The organism is Candidatus Neomarinimicrobiota bacterium (genome assembly GCA_016784545.1).
In the GTDB taxonomy this organism is placed as follows: domain Bacteria; phylum Fidelibacterota; class UBA8477; order UBA8477; family JABMPR01; genus JABMPR01.
Window position 1 is genome coordinate 16,320 of the sequence record JADHUM010000005.1, and the last position, 15,865, is coordinate 32,184.

The 15,865-nt window shown below is 44.3% G+C and carries 12 protein-coding genes; 4 read left to right on the plus strand and 8 right to left on the minus strand.

Annotated features, from left to right (window positions below):
• Window positions 1-184: 184 nt before the first annotated feature.
• Together ISR87_02085 and ISR87_02090 are read left to right on the plus strand one after the other, a co-directional pair.
• Window positions 185-3,211, plus strand: coding sequence for a xanthan lyase (locus ISR87_02085; protein MBL7024218.1), 3,027 nt, complete (start codon window positions 185-187; stop codon window positions 3,209-3,211).
• Between the two features lie 32 nt (window positions 3,212-3,243).
• On the plus strand, window positions 3,244-4,107 hold the full coding sequence (locus tag ISR87_02090; GenBank protein ID MBL7024219.1) for a GNAT family N-acetyltransferase: 864 nt from the start codon (window positions 3,244-3,246) through the stop codon (window positions 4,105-4,107).
• 36 nt (window positions 4,108-4,143) lie between these two features.
• On the opposite strand, the gene pckA is transcribed toward ISR87_02090, so the two are convergent.
• From pckA to ISR87_02105, 3 genes are all read right to left on the minus strand, one after another.
• A complete protein-coding gene (pckA, locus tag ISR87_02095) occupies window positions 4,144-5,760 on the minus strand; it encodes a phosphoenolpyruvate carboxykinase (ATP) (protein ID MBL7024220.1) in 1,617 nt (538 codons plus the stop codon).
• 155 nt (window positions 5,761-5,915) lie between these two features.
• Entirely contained in the window at window positions 5,916-6,713 is a 798-nt protein-coding gene (locus tag ISR87_02100; GenBank protein ID MBL7024221.1) for a hypothetical protein, read from the minus strand.
• Between the two features lie 75 nt (window positions 6,714-6,788).
• On the minus strand, window positions 6,789-7,937 hold the full coding sequence (locus ISR87_02105; GenBank protein MBL7024222.1) for a cysteine desulfurase: 1,149 nt from the start codon (window positions 7,935-7,937) through the stop codon (window positions 6,789-6,791).
• A 139-nt stretch (window positions 7,938-8,076) separates the two neighbouring features.
• Between ISR87_02105 and ISR87_02110 the strand changes: the two genes are divergently transcribed.
• Window positions 8,077-8,556: a periplasmic heavy metal sensor gene (locus ISR87_02110; GenBank protein ID MBL7024223.1), complete on the plus strand. Its 480-nt coding sequence runs from the start codon at window positions 8,077-8,079 to the stop codon at window positions 8,554-8,556.
• 80 nt (window positions 8,557-8,636) lie between these two features.
• Here ISR87_02110 and ISR87_02115 read toward each other — a convergent pair whose 3' ends face one another.
• Entirely contained in the window at window positions 8,637-9,830 is a 1,194-nt protein-coding gene (locus ISR87_02115) for a metallophosphoesterase (protein MBL7024224.1), read from the minus strand.
• Between the two features lie 176 nt (window positions 9,831-10,006).
• Between ISR87_02115 and ISR87_02120 the strand changes: the two genes are divergently transcribed.
• On the plus strand, window positions 10,007-11,245 hold the full coding sequence (locus tag ISR87_02120) for a dicarboxylate/amino acid:cation symporter (protein MBL7024225.1): 1,239 nt from the start codon (window positions 10,007-10,009) through the stop codon (window positions 11,243-11,245).
• Window positions 11,246-11,609: 364 nt separating this feature from the next.
• Here the strand turns inward: ISR87_02120 and ISR87_02125 are convergent, their stop codons facing one another.
• The 4 genes from ISR87_02125 to ISR87_02140 form a co-directional block, all read right to left on the minus strand.
• The gene (locus ISR87_02125; GenBank protein MBL7024226.1) at window positions 11,610-13,526 is read right to left on the minus strand and encodes a S9 family peptidase; all 1,917 of its coding nucleotides are present in this window, start codon (window positions 13,524-13,526) and stop codon (window positions 11,610-11,612) included.
• 9 nt (window positions 13,527-13,535) lie between these two features.
• On the minus strand, window positions 13,536-15,029 hold the full coding sequence (locus ISR87_02130; protein MBL7024227.1) for a glycosyltransferase family 39 protein: 1,494 nt from the start codon (window positions 15,027-15,029) through the stop codon (window positions 13,536-13,538).
• A 139-nt stretch (window positions 15,030-15,168) separates the two neighbouring features.
• Window positions 15,169-15,465 carry a hypothetical protein gene (locus ISR87_02135; protein MBL7024228.1) on the minus strand — a complete coding sequence of 99 codons (297 nt, stop codon included), beginning with the start codon at window positions 15,463-15,465 and terminating at the stop codon, window positions 15,169-15,171.
• A gap of 2 nt (window positions 15,466-15,467) precedes the next feature.
• Complete coding sequence (locus ISR87_02140; protein MBL7024229.1) at window positions 15,468-15,782, minus strand: translation initiation factor; 315 nt, start codon at window positions 15,780-15,782, stop codon at window positions 15,468-15,470.
• Window positions 15,783-15,865 lie beyond the last annotated feature (83 nt).

The window sequence follows — 15,865 nt, forward strand, 5'->3', positions numbered from 1 at the left end:
TCTCCCCAGAGCGGTCCGCTACTATCAGCGATTATTTATAGCCATCCCAGCTTCAAGCTCCCCATCCTAGCATCAAGAGATATCATCGATACATCACCTCCTCACCTTCATATTCAAACTTTGACTAATTGAAAAGCAAGTTGGATTTCTTATGTTAGTCGCATAGCATTTGGAGCCTCTGAACATGAATATTTATCAAAAGTTACTCACAAGTCTTCTCGTATTATTTTTGATTGCCTGCTCATCAAGTATGCCAGGAAATTCCTCCTACGACTATTCCGAGATGGATAGGACAACCAGGAAAGCCTATCAGGGTGTTGAACGCTTTCTGGAAGCTAACACCAGCCGGGACTCACATCTCAAACTCAACAGATACACAAAAATCGACACCATTATTATCGATTCTGATTCAAAAAACATTGAAATCCATTTTAATCGGAATTTTGCCAACACACCCTTTAGAGAAAATGTTGTCACAGACATTCATTCTAGCATGAAGGAATCCCTGGGAAGAAAATTTAGAGACTACAGGGTGAAGATTTATGCTGTAGACTACCTCATTGAGGACCTCATCCCCAATTACTTCCGGAGCAGCAAACGCAGCTATGACCGATCCAGGATGCCCATACCTGAGATAAGATCTCTGCCACTGGTTCGAAATGTGAGCCACAAATGGACTCCATCATCTGGTCTATACAATCGCAATATTGCATTGTGGCACAGCCATGGTTGGTACTATGAACAAAAGCTTCATCGCTGGGAATGGCAAAGAGCGAGAGTATTCCAGACCGTGGAAGACCTGCTCCCCATGTCCTTTACCTTAAAATATCTCGTCCCCATGCTTGAAAATGCAGGCGCTCAAGTTTTTCTGCCTCGAGAGCGTGACCTCCAGACCAATGAAGTCATCATTGACAATGACACACCAGGGGTAAAATCAGCGTATCAGGAATATGACTCTAAATTAGAACAATGGAAGACCCTGGAACAACCCGGTTTTGCCATTGGTACCCCACCATATGTATCTGGAGACAATCCCTTTTTCATGGGAACGTCCCGTCTCATCAAGGCAGACACCAGCGGAAGCGCTAAAATACGCTGGATACCCAGTCTTCCTGAGGCAGGGAAATATGCGGTCTATATTGCTTATACTGCGGCTGACAGCAATGTAACGGATGCCCACTATACTGTTTTTCATAGAGGTGGTCAGACTGAATTTTTAGTAAATCAACAGATCGGTGGCAGTACCTGGATCTACCTGGGCACATTTGATTTTAACCAGGACCTGAATGAGGATATCCATCGGGTTGAGCTTACCAATAGCAGCACTGAATCAGGCCAGTATATTAGCGCAGATGCCATACGTTTTGGCGGAGGCATAGGCAATATTTCCCGCGAAGGACAAGTTAGTGGACGTCCACGATTCACCGAAGGAGCTCGTTATTATCTCCAATATGCCGGTATGCCAGATACCCTGATTTATAATCTGAACGAAGATGAGAGTGATTATAAGGATGATTATCAATGTCGCGCTGAGTGGGTCAATTATCTCCGTGGAGCGCCATATGGTCCCAATCTGGACCGTGAAGCACCCGGGCTCAATATTCCCATCGATCTGTCTTTTGCCTTTCATACTGATGCTGGATTTACACGCAATGATACTGTCATCGGCACGTTGTCTATTTACAGTACTGAAGACGCTGAAGAGACAGATTTTTTTCCAGATTCAATGTCCCGGATGACCAACCGGGATCTGGCAGATATTCTGCAAACCCAGATTGTGAATGACATACGTGCCAAGTACGATCCAGCCTGGACCCGTCGTATGCTCTGGGATAGAGGATATAGTGAAGCTTATAGACCCAATGTACCTTCAGTATTACTGGAGCTTCTCTCTCACCACAACTTTCTTGATATGAAATTTGCCAATGATCCCCGCTTTCAATTTGATGCAAGTAGATCTATCTATAAAGCCATGGTCAGGTACATTTCAACTCAATGGAACCTTGAATATGTTATTCAACCCCTCCCTGTCTCCCATTTCCAGGCCACTTTTACTCCAACTGGTGATTTAAACCTGCAATGGCAGCCAGAACTTGATTCTCTGGAGAGCACGGCAATTCCTGAAAAATACATGGTTTATACGCAAATTGAAGATGAGGGTTTTGATAACGGCTTTGTGGTGAATGGTCCTATTCTCAATATCAAATCACTGGAGGAGGGTATCATATACAGTTTTAAGGTGACTGCTCTCAACGCTGGTGGTGAGAGCTTCCCCTCTGAAATTCTATCTGTATGCGATATGGGTGGAGAAAAAGCACCTGTTTTAATTGTGAATGCCTTTGATCGTATTTCGGCAGCCACAACGATTGAATCGGACGAATACCTCGGCTTTTTTGACCTGTGGGATGAAGGTGTTTCAGATGGATATGATATGAATTATATCGGGTCCCAATATGACATACGGGCAGATTCACCCTGGCTTGATGACGATGAACCGGGACATGGTGCCAGTTTTGGAGACATGGAAACCACCCTCATACCTGGCAACAGCTTTGACTTTCCCCATTTGCATGGGAAATCCTTACGTGAGGCAGGCTATTCATTTGTTTCTTCAAGTGATGAAGCCATCTGGGATGGTCAATTGGACATCAACAATTATACCCTGGTTGACCTTATTTTAGGTGAAGAAAAAGAGGTACCGGGTCCAAAAGAATTCAGCCCCAGGGATTTCCGTGGTTTTCCTCAAGCATTCCAGGAAAAAATCACTGCCTATACCCAATCAGGAGGAAACTTGTTCCTCAGCGGTGCCCATGTGGGATTTGATCTCTTCGACAATGAGAACGATACATTGGATATGCAGTTCGGCAAAGAAGTACTAAAGTTCAAGTTTCGAACTGATCACGCAGTAAACACAGGTGGACTGAGCCCCATTGCCCAGGATCTGTTCCAATTCAAAGTTACCCAGAACCTGGAATTCAATACTCGCTTTCATCCCACGCTTTATAAGGTTGAATCTCCTGATGCCATAGAGCCTGCAGCTTCAGATGTCCAAACTATTTTGCGGTATTCTGAGAATAATACCAGTGCTGCCATCGCTGCTTCTGGTGAATCCAACATTGTTGTATTTGGCTTTCCCTTCGAAAGTATTCTCTCAGAGACCAGCAGAAATGAGGTCATGGCTTCAGTTTTATCTTTTCTGGATTCTGACTAGCTGATTGCCAACATAAAAAATATTGGTGCTCCATGGATCTTGAGTTAAAAACTAAATACTGGAATGACCTGCAGGCCAAGGATGCCTTTAAGAAATTCATCTTAGATATACACAATCTTGATTTTAATGAATGGGAATCCCGAGGGTATTGGGATGATGCATTTACTCCCTTTACTTTTTTTAAGGGTGGCGAAGTCATCTCCAGTATTTGTATTTATTTACTGGATGCAGTAATCCAGGGTCGAAAAACCAAGTTGATACAGATTTCCGGTGTTGGGACTAAAAACAGCTGGCGGAGAAAAGGTTTAAGTAGAGAACTAACCGATATGGGTCTGGATTGGGCAAAGGGCCAACATGAAGGTGTTTTCCTGTTTGCTGATGAGGAGGCTATCCCTTTCTATCTGCGTTACGGTTTCTCTCCCCTTGATGAAAGCCAGGAATTTTGTCAAATTGAACCTGTTTACAAAAAGGCCGGTATTGTTCAGCTTGATCCATCTAATCAGCAACATCTGGACAAGATTCATCTGTATGCTAAATCCAGAGTGCCCATCTCAAATGAATTCAGCGTGTTCAGCTCAAGATTGCTCATGTTTCATGCATTATACACCATGCGCAACAAGATGTATGAGATCCCCGAGCTTAACTGTCTGGTATTTTTTGATCGAAAGGAGGATGTGGTAAACATTTATGATATTCTTGGAGAAGAGATCCCATCATTCCAGGAGATTTATCCCTATATCTCTTCGAAAACTGATACTCAGATCGATTTCCATTTTCACACGGACAAACTAAGTATCAGCGATATTCAGACCAGAACCGTGGGCAGCAATAATACGTTCGTAAAAGACCATTTTCCCCTAGTAGCACCTGCATTTCCCTATACGGCAAGGGCTTAACAGCCACACAAAACTCAGCCTAGCGCAGAAAATCAACTAGATTTTAGGACCTGCTGCTATCACTTCTGCCGTAACACCATCCTCAAACTGTTTGAAGTTTTCTACAAATTTTACTGCCAGGTTCTGATAGCGTCTGGTATAATCATCTTTATCAGCCCAGGTTAAAATTGGATCCAGTATATCTGAAGGTACCTCAGGACAGCTCTCTGGAATTTCGAAGCCAAACACGGGATCTTCTCTAAAATCTACAGCATCCAATCCCCCCTCCAGCGCTGCATTAAGCAGAGCTCTGGTATGCTTGATACTAATGCGATTGCCGACTCCAAACGGTCCACCTGTCCAACCTGTATTAATCAACCAGCAATTCACATTGTGCTTCAGCATTCGATCCTTCAAAAGCCGAGCATAAACATAGGGATGATGCACCATGAAGGGTGCACCAAAACAGGCACTAAATGTGCTGATGGGATCAGCACCCAGACCTATCTCGGTACCGCCCACCTTGGAAGTATAGCCGGATATAAAATGGTACATTGCCTGATCGGCGCTTAGCCTTGAGATGGGAGGCAGTACACCAGAAACATCACAAGTGAGCATAAAAATATTTTTGGGATTGCCACCTCTGGCACCTGGAACCGCATTGCTTATAAATTCCAGGGGATATGATGCCCGGGTATTTTCAGTATACATATTATCATCAAGATCTAAATGTCGAAAACGACCACCAAATACAACATTTTCGAGAATGGTACCGAACATTTGGGTTACTGCATAAATTTGCGGCTCAGCCTCAGGATTGAGGTTGATGACTTTCGCATAGCAGCCACCTTCAAAATTAAAGACGCCATCATCACTCCAACCATGTTCATCATCACCGATCAGTCCACGATTCACATCTGCTGAAAGCGTGGTTTTGCCAGTGCCAGATAAGCCGAAGAAAATAGCTACATCACCTTTTTGACCCACATTGGCTGAGCAATGCATGGTCAGGACATCCCGTTTTGGCAGGAGGTAATTCATGATGGTGAAAAATGATTTTTTTATTTCGCCACCGTATTTTGAACCACCAATAATCGCCAATCTCTCCTCAAAATTGAGGATAATGAAGGTTTCACTATGTAAATCATCATATTCTGGATCTGCTTTGAAATCTGGCGCTGATATCAATGTGAATGCAGGGACATGTTCCTTGAGTTTTTCATCATCACGCTCAACCACGAACATATTTCGGGCAAACAAGCTATGCCAGGCGTACTGGGTGATCACACGGATGGGCATTCCATATTTTTCATCGGCTCCCACATAGCAATCCTGTACAAACACATCTTTACCCTGGAGATAACCCTTTAGTCTATTAGACAGGTTGGCAAATTTCTTTTTGGTATATGGTTTGTTGTGCTTACCCCACCAGATATCGTCCTTGGTTGAAGATTCTCGAACTACAAATTTGTCATTGGCTGCACGAGCGGTATGCTCACCTGTATAAACCAGAAGCGGACCATTATGGGCAATTTTACCCTCTTCCCGATCCAGAATCTCTTCATAAAGCTCCGATGTGGATAAATTCCAAAAAACATCGTTTAAATGTTTTAATCCGTGATTCTCCAATCCATGGTCACTGGCTAAAGTTCCAGCATATTGAGATTTCTTCATTTCATCGCGTAATTGACGTTTCATAACATCCCTAGTATTTTGTGATAAATATTGTCACGACAAGGATAAGCTTGAGTTCTCAACATGCAATTATTTGTTTCAAAAAAAACTCCGCCATGTAGACGGAGTTTTTAGACTTTTTTGGTCTTAATTTCTTAAGAAGTGAGTTTAATTTTCATCCAGACATCAAGGTCATTTTGCCCCATATCTGTTCCTGATGGGCCACCAGCTTGTCGACCACCTCCCCTTTGGCCGCCTCCCCTGCCACCAGATCTACCGCCTTGACCACCACCTTCCAGACCGCCCTTCATTCCACCTGAATGTCCTTCTCTCATATTAGGTTTTGTTGACGTGGAGACGATTCTCAGCCCCAATTTCTTCTGTCTATCAAAGTCAGCACCCAGAATTGCCAAAGGAATCTGATATTCAACAAAGAATGTTTCATTATCAGAGTTTGCCGAAGCCATCAGGTCTGCAGGGCCCAGACTTTTTCCTGCTTTGGTATCTATAAGGATTAATGTCAAGTCACCCTCAATTATTGGTAACGGAGCAGAATTCATACCCCTACTCTGTCGCCCATCAACTTTATATTGTTCTCGCTGATAGGCACTTGGCCGTTTCCTTCCAGACGTTGTGCCCTCAAACTGAATTCCAAGATTCTGGCGTTTGCCCCCTTTTACATCAAGCCACAACGTGAGCCCCCCCAAAGCTATTCGACGCTGGAAGCCTTTATCGATACTGCTTATAGCAACATATACGTAATTCTTATCATGGCTCACGCCAAGAGCAAAACTCTCACCTTCTGGAATCTGAAATCTACCTGTCCACTCAGAGCGTAGCCCATCGGTTCTAAAATCATTTGTTGCTTTCTGACTCAAATATGCGTTGCTACTACACGCACTCAGTATGATCACCAGACTCAACAATCCCATGGTTTTCCACTTCTTTATCATTTCAATTCCTATCTATAAATAGAGTTAAATGTCATTCCTTTGACATCGAATTATTCAATTGGTTAAGGCGATAAATTAATTTTCAAGCAGCTGAGTTATTCTTTGAATGAGAATCGCTGAAGCCTGCTGCACCTGTGATTCTTCACAAAATCTACCGAGAGAAATTCTGATGGTCCCAAGCTGGTAGTTTAAGGGAATGTGCATGGCTTCCAGAACACCTGAACCTTTCCCATCCGCACTGTGACAAGCAGCACCTGCTGAAAGCATGACCTGATCAAGATCAGACAAGATCTCAAGTGCATTTAATTGAGCAAAACTGACACTCAGCGTATTGGGAAGCCTCGGTGTACTTGAAGCATTGATGCGTATTTCAGGGAATGCCTGTTTCAGACTTGCCTGTAAACGATCCCGCAAATTCTTTAGTCTAACCATCTCTGATTCCAATTTCTGACTGGCAATTTCAGCAGCCATCCCCAAACCAACTATTTGGGCCACATTTTCAGTGCCTGCCCTTAAGCCTCTTTCATGATTTGCACCGTGTATGAGGGGTTCAAGATCAACACCCCCTTTGATATAGATGGCCCCAACACCTTTGGGTGCATACAATTTATGTCCTGCCACACTCAAGAGGTCACATCCTAAATCGTTCACATCAACGGGAATTTTCCCAATAGATTGGGCAGCATCAGTATGAAAGACTGCGCCTGCATGATGAGCTATTTCCGCCAGCTCATTGATAGGCTGGATACTGCCAATCTCATTATTGGCATGCATAACGGAAACCAGGATGGTTTTTGAAGTAATAATCTCCTCCAGGTCCTCAGCTTTGACAACTCCCTGATTGTCAACAGGAAGATATGTGATTCTGAATCCCTGATGTTGCAGGTATTGAACCACCTTTAGGATAGCTGGATGCTCAACCATGGACACAATAATATGCTGGCCTCTCTCCGAACTTCGGGAAGCAACGCCTTTTAAGGCCATATTATTTGATTCTGAACCACCAGATGTGAATATGATATTTTGAGAACTACAACCAAGTAGCCCGGCCACCTGTTCTCGGGCAACGTCTATGGCTTGTCGATTGTATTTGCCAAGACCATGACTGGAAGAGGGATTCCCAAAATGTGAACGATAGAAAGGTTCCATCGCTTCAAGCACTATTGGATCAATGGGGGTCGTCGCATTATAATCGAGATAAATATTTCCATTGGATAGCAGCATGGTTCACTCCTTTCTAAATGAGATGAATGAACACGTGAAATTAACCTCCAGACGGTAACTCCCTTAGACATTTATGATGAACTTAACCTTCTTAAAACATAGTTGTCTAAAAGCACAGAAAATTGAAAGGAATAACACCATGTACAAAAAAACGAAGCACTTCATCCTCCCCATACTTCTTTTGGGACTTACCCTACCTACATTTGCTCAAATGGGAGCTGGAGATGGATCTGGAATGAGGAAGACAAACAAACTCCAGGAATTGCAGCTGACAAGTGAGCAGGAAGAACAGATGCAAAACCTGCGATATGACTTTGAGAAGCTTCAAATAGCGCTGAAAGCCAATATAAAAACTGAGCAACTGGAGCTGAGAAAGCTTAAACAGGCAGATGAGCCCAATAAAAAGAAAATTCATGCTCAAATCGAAAAGGTTGGCGAGGAAAGGGTCGCACTGGAAAAAGCGCGGGCAGATCACCATCTTGAAATTCGTAAAGTCCTGACTGATGACCAATATAAGATTTTCAAGAAAAATATGAAAGCCAAGGCCGGTCGTAAGGGCCACCGCGGAAAAGGAAACCGTGGTAACTGCGAAGGAGGTCCAGGACCCTTTCGCAAATAAATCTTCTTCCTCCCTATGAAGACAAAAAAAGCACCCTGCTCAGCGGGGTGCTTTTTAGTATCTGCGAATGTTTCCTGGGATCAGCTCATCCCACTCACATCAGATTCAAGGTTGATTAAGGTGATTTCTGAGGGAATTCCAAGACGCAGGGGGGGACCCCAATATCCTGTGCCACGATTTACATATACTTGCATTTTGTCATGGACATACAAACCAGCATAGTATTTGTGGGCCCTGGCCACAGCCAGATTAAAGGGCATAAATTGTCCACCATGGGTATGACCGCATAACATAAGATCAATGGCCAGGTCCTGGGTCAACTCAGCTGTTCCAGGCTGGTGGGCCAGCATGATGGTGGGCATATCAACAGGGATTCCTCTCATGGCCTTCTGAGGGTTTGTTTTATGAGATTTAATAGTATGGTGGGCCATGAGGTCGGTAACCCCGGCAATTGCCAGAGAGGCCTCCCCTATTCTCAAAATGCGATGTTCGTTCTCAAGATGTATCATACCCAGTTCGTGCACTTTATCTACCCATTGCAGGGCACCTGAGTAATACTCATGATTACCCGTGACAAAATAGGTGCCGTATTTAGATTTTAAATTGCGTAGCGGTTCAACATCTTTTGATAAACGGTCAACGGATCCATCCACCATATCACCGGTGAAAAATATGAGATCTGGTTTGAGAGCATTGACCTGATTAACTACTGTGCGTGCATAGTCTGCCTTGATCGTAGGTCCGATGTGCAGATCTGATATCTGAGCAATCTTCAGTCCCTGAAATTCTGCAGGTAGATTTGGAAGGGTAATGTTTTGAGTGATAACAGTAGCCCTTCTGCGCGCTTGAAACAGTCCAATCCCACCCAAAAGAGAAGTAACTCCCACAATGCCCAGGTTCATGGACATCAAAAGGAATTGTCTGCGCCCTGGATCGAATTCAAGACTGCTGGGACTGCTGTTGGTAATTGATTTCAATATTTTGAATGAAAGCGTACCAGTAATCCAGCCCAGATCCCGAATAATAAAAGCGATAAAAGCCAGAGAGAACAACCCCATACCAATAAATCCTACCCACAAAAAGGCATCTATAGAGGGGGTTTCATGTCCCCTGGACCTAAGGATCATTCCAGCGATGGGAGCGACAGCCAACAGGACAATAATTGTCCAGTATACAAAAAGACCCAGACCTGAAATATCAAAGGGGGCAATCACTCTGGCGCCCACATACCCATACAGGAGGGTCATTACAAAAATGACGACGATAAAAAACACAACGTATCCTTTTCTTTCCCCACAAGGAACTAAATCAAATCCTGCAATGAGTCAATCCCTTTCTGATCCAAATTGCGGGGTGCAATCCAGCATAGCAATTCTATATTGTGTCACGTATAATAAAGCATCAATAAAATTTTGAGGTTGATACTATGTCATTGCTCCGTCGGGCATTCATGAAGTTCTGGAATTTGGAATTATACTGGAAAGTGTTTATTGGAATGGGTGCCGGAATAGTCTATGCCCTATTGTTGGGTGAAAAAGCAATGAATGTGGCCCCTGTGGGTGACATGTTTATGCGCTTGCTGAAAATGGTCATCGTGCCCCTTATCTTTTTCTCCATCACATCTGGTGTAGCGGGTATTGGCGAGAGCAAGAGTCTGGGGCGTCTAGGAGCGAAAACCTTCGGATACTACTTCCTCACTTCAATGTTGGCCATCCTCATCGGCTTGACGCTTACCAATATTATTCAGCCAGGTGTTGGTGTGGATATAACTGCAGGTGGTAAAGATTTTGATCCCTCCAGCCTTAGCCAACCGGGAAGCTTAGGCAATATTCTCATTCGTATGATTCCCACGAACCCCATTGCTGCTGCAGCAAAAGGTGATGTTCTTTCCGTTATCTTTTTCTCAATAGCACTGGGCATGTCTATCACCGTATTGCCAAAAACTCAATACAAAGTGGTAAGAGATCTCTTTGACACCTTTTTTAAGGTCATGATGAAAATGACACAGGGTGTGATCCTCTTCCTGCCCATTGGTGTCTTTGGACTGATTGCCAAGGCAGTTGCCAGTACGGGGTTTATGCTTTTCAAGGCAGTTGGCTGGTACATGGTGACCATAGCATCTGGGCTGACCATTCACATTTTTATCGTATTGCCCATTGTTTTTTATCTTTTCACCAGGATCAATCCGCTAAAACACTTTAAAGCCATAGCTTCTGCCATGGCGACGGCCTTTTCAACCAGTTCTTCAGGCGCCACATTGCCTGTGACAATGGATTGTGTGGAAAATCGTGCAGGTGTCTCAAATAAAGTCACCAGTTTTGTGCTCCCCCTGGGTGCAACGATCAACATGGATGGAACCGCTCTCTATGAATGTGCAGGGGTTCTTTTTATTGCCCAGGCACTGGGATTTGACCTGACCGTGTCCCAACAGTTACTCATTGTTATCACGGCTTTCCTCGCATCAGTTGGAGCCGCCGCAATCCCCTCAGCAGGTTTGGTTATGATATTTATTGTGCTGGATGCAGTGGGTCTAGGTGATCATCCACAAGCCGCTATCATTGTCGGGACCATGCTGGCTGTTGATCGTCCCCTTGATATGTTTCGGACCGTAGTAAACATTACCAGCGATACCATGGGTGCTGTGATTGTCGCAAAATCTGAGGGAGAGGAAGTTCTGACCAAGGTCTAGTATTCATCCTCTACCAGTGGTTTTTCCGCCCTGCTGAAGGGTCTACATCAACCTTTATTAAAATCAAATTCGATAGCTCTAGGACTTGAACAGCTCTGGAGCTAAATTTGGCGCATCGGGGGAAAATTTGGGTGCTTTTTAAAAATTAAACTGCAATGATGCTCGGCATTTTTTGAACGAGAACTAATCAACGGGAACCCAACTCCTTATTGCTAAGGCAGGCCTTTCCCTCCCCCCAGGGATCAAGGAAGTCTGATCTTTCAAGGGCGGTGCCCACCGTGAATAAACACGGTTCAAAAATGTCACATTGTTGCAGTTTTTTTATGTCAGAAAAGGGTGAAACATCCAATTTGATACTAAAGCACTAATCCAAGTTGAAAATTTCGATGGGTTCCAGTAACTCAGCAGGTTCGATTCCAAATATCCGAGTATAAAAGTAGTATTCACTCTCAATAGCTTTGATCACAGTCGAGGACTGTCTGAATCCGTGGGACTCCCCTTCAAAAGGTAGATAAGCAACTGGAACACCATTTTTCTTGAGGGCAGCCACCATACTCTCCGCTTGTATTGGTGGGACAACAGGATCATCCAAACCTTGCATAAAAATGACTGGACAATCAAGTTGATCAGCAAAATATAGGGGTGAGCGGTCCAAGTACAGCTGCTTGTCTTCTGGATAAGGTCCAACCATACTATCCAGATAACGACTCTCAAATTTATGAGTGTCCTGGGCCAGTATGGTTAAGTCGCCAACACCATAATAGCTGGCTCCTGCCTTGAATACATTTAAAAAGGTCAATGCAGCGAGTGTGGTATATCCCCCAGCACTCCCTCCTTTGATGATGAGACGTTCTCTGTCAACCCACCCTTGATCTGCCAGATAATTTGCTGCTGCAGCACAGTCATGGACATCACGAATCCCCCAATCCCGTTTAAGACGTTCACGATAAATGCGACCATAACCTGTTGAGCCACTGTAGTTCACATCTACGATAGCAAAACCGCGGGTCGTCCAGTACTGAATGGCCATATTGAATGCGCTTGAGCTGTTGCCGGTGGGACCGCCATGACTCAGAACAATAAGCGGAGGTAGTTCATCTGGAGCTGCCTGGTAGTCAGGGTTTTGGGGAGGATAAAACCAGGCGTGGGTCAATTCATGGGGAGCTGTTTCAAAACTGATATGCTGGGGTCTGGAAATGTAGGCTTCTTCCATCTTTGTCTCCGCAGCCCTGCGCAAGCATGTAAGCATATTTGTATCCAAATCCATGGTCACCACTTCACCAGGATGAGACTCCGTACTGCCTATAAAGGCAATTTGGTTTTTTGTGCCTCTGACCTGATCAATGGTGGAATAAGGTGTGGCAATATCTTGAAAAGTGCCGAGATTAACATCGATTCGAATGAGATGTGAACCTGACATATCTGTATAAGCCGCCACCAGATCACCAGAATCCAAAACAGCATACTTGCTCATTCCGAAAACCCACTGTGGAAGTCCAAATTCTGCCTCTTTTCCGAGGACACAAATAGCTTGAGAGTCAGAATAGTGATAGATGTTCCACCACCCCGTGCGATCAGAAACAAAATAAATGCTGCCATCAGGATCCCAGCATGGCTGAAATATGGATTCCTGGTTCCCTCCGGCGATGTTCTGAATTCCCGTGACGTCCCCTTCCATGTTCAGGCTGGCTACATAGAGCTGGGTTCCGTCCCAGGGCATATTTGGATGGTCCCAGGTCAGAAATAGAAGCTGATTTCCATCTGGACTAAGCTGGGGGTTGGAATAGAAATCATGTCCTTCAGCAATGATATGCAATGCACCAGTTGAAAGAGAGATTCTGAGCACACAGTTCACAACTTTTTTGGAATCTGCATGATTCTCGCCAACAGCATAAAGTAAATTGCGGTCCTCATCTCTTATCATATCTGCAAAGCGGTAATCTGGTTCATGGGTGATCTGTCTGGACCCACCATTGCCAAGAACTTGGTAAACTTGTTGATCTGCGTTGTTTATATAATAAGTGCAATCATCATGACATAGAAATGCACCTCCACCATACTCATGGGCTCGCGTTCGTACATCACATTCAGGGGATGTAATCTCGTGGATTTCACCATCAGACCACCCCATGAGTGCAGTACGACCCTTTTCAGCAGGTCGACCCTCTGTCCAACAGATTGAATCACCGTTAATTTGGATTTGCCCCAACCGCAAGCTACTCTGCACCAGTGACTTCCCTGAAATGGGAGATTTCCAGGAACCATATGGTTTAGTTATCATACTGGTGTCCTATTCTATACCATGATAGTTGGAACATTGATAAATATCAATTTTTCGAACCAATTTGCCGAAGTTTTCAATCCTGGTGGTCTTCACCTTTTTCACATCATCGAAATAGGGTACTATTTTTTTAGATTTAAAACGATATTCGCGTCGATTATCCACGACAAGCAATCCTGTCCGCCCCTTCAGTTCTTCATCTTTGGGCCAGATATCGAATTGGAGAGCGTGTTTTCCGATGATGTCCTGGGCATAGGTTCTGGGTTGATTGGGCAGATAGAATTTCAGCAGTGAACTCGCCTTATAATTGGTGCTGTAGATGAATGGATTTTGGCCCTCATTTTTAAGGGAATCCTGTATGGTCTTCACATCATGAGCAGCTTGCTTCCAACCACTCCAGGTATTCCCTTCGCCCAGAGGTACATTGGGAATCGCCACGACGGAGATACCTATTCCGAGAAATACAATTGAAGAGAAAATACCGATTCGCATACGATTAAATCTTTGTGGAGATTGAAAGAGAAAATAAATACCCAAAATGATGAGTGACCAGTACGCTGGTGCTAACCAATTCATTTTGACCAGACTCCTAAAACTCACGGCAATAAAAAAGACTGCGGTGACGAGACCACTGCTAAGCAGGAGTAGAATCTTGTCATCCAGATCTGAGAAAAGCCTTCGTCCATATCGGATTAATGTGGCAAATACGACGACAAACAAATAGGGGGATAAGATAAAAAACTGTGACCCCAACAGCTCTCCAAAATGTTTCACCTTCCAGTGACCCATCCCGGATGCCCTTTCTGATCCTTGAAATGCAAAGGACATCCAATCATGTTGAGCGTTCCAGATGAGTACAGGTGAGAAGATCACAATTGCCAGTAATACTCCCAGATAGGGATGTGGCGTAAGCAACCATTTCCGTTGATTTTTTGAAACAATGGTAAAAAGCAGAACTGAAGGTACCAACATGATCCCTGAATATTTTCCCAACCAGGCAAGTCCCATCAACAAGCCAGCCACATACCACCATTTGGGGTGATCAGTTTGAACAAGCTTCCATAGCGCATAAATAGTGGCGGTCCAGGCAAATAATAAGGGTGTGTCTGGGGTAATGACAAAACCATAGAGTTCGAAAACAATAGAAGCATTCAAAGCAAGCAGGGTCCAGAATGTCTGTCGTGAATTGTCAAACATCTCCTGGATCATAGAAGCCCAGATGATGTTCATTCCGAGATACCAGAGCACTGCAGCCAGCTTTATACCAAAGATGGTCTGGCCAAAAATGAGGGTCGTCAGCCAGATGCTATAACTGGCCAAAGGAGGGTGATCAAAATAGGATAAGGCGAGATCCCTGCTCCAGCTCCAATAGTAGGCTTCCTGGGGTGTCAACGGCAAGATGATGGCCAGGAATAATCTAAAGAGCGTAAAACCCAGGATAACCTTCCAGGCACTTGGGGAGATTCCCAAATAGCTTTCTTTTCGTGTGATTTTATCTGACATGGAACGATTCCTATTCTAGTCTGGGGTGGCTCAGGTCAGAAGATAGGAATACGAATTCGGATGTCGATGAGTTTGTTATTAATGCTGTGAAAAAGAAGGGCTAAGAAGACCAGCCCCAAAGGATCAGGGGAGAAAGATCTTAGTCGCGACCGCTATTATATTTCAGACGCTCCACGATAATGTTACGATTCGATTTGCCCTTATAGGCTTCCTGTGAGACGATGTCCTTACGTCCGGGATATCCAACTTTGGAGAGAGTCGTGAGTTGATCCTCATCCTCATCATTGGGACAAAAGGCGCAGGATTGGTCGTCTCCATCAAGCTCATGAGTCGCAGCGCATGAGCTATGGACTTTATTTTCACCCGTGAGAATCAACGCAATACTCATGATGAGCATGGCGCCTCCGATAATACCGATTGTAAGGAGTAGTAACATCGTCAACCTTTCACTTCGTAACCTTCATCGCTCAAGTATACACGAAAACGGTCTCGATGTTCACCCTGGATTTCAATTTTCTCGTTTTTTGTCGTCCCGCCGGCACTTACCAGGTTTTTTAGCTGTTTTGCCAGCGCTTTCATGTCAGCGACTCCCTCCATGTCATATAAAATCGTGGTAGGTTTCCCTTTACGCTTTTCCATGCGTAACCGTACAATCTTATTACCACTCCCACGGTTACTCGTTGAGTGGTCTGCGGCTGCATTGAAAGTCCAGCCTTCGCCCACACTGATTCTATTTGATTTCTTACGGCTCATACGCCCATAATCTATGACTGACTGGTCTGATTAAAACAAAAAGGTCCCGAATGCATGCAGACAGGACCTCTTCAATCTAACAT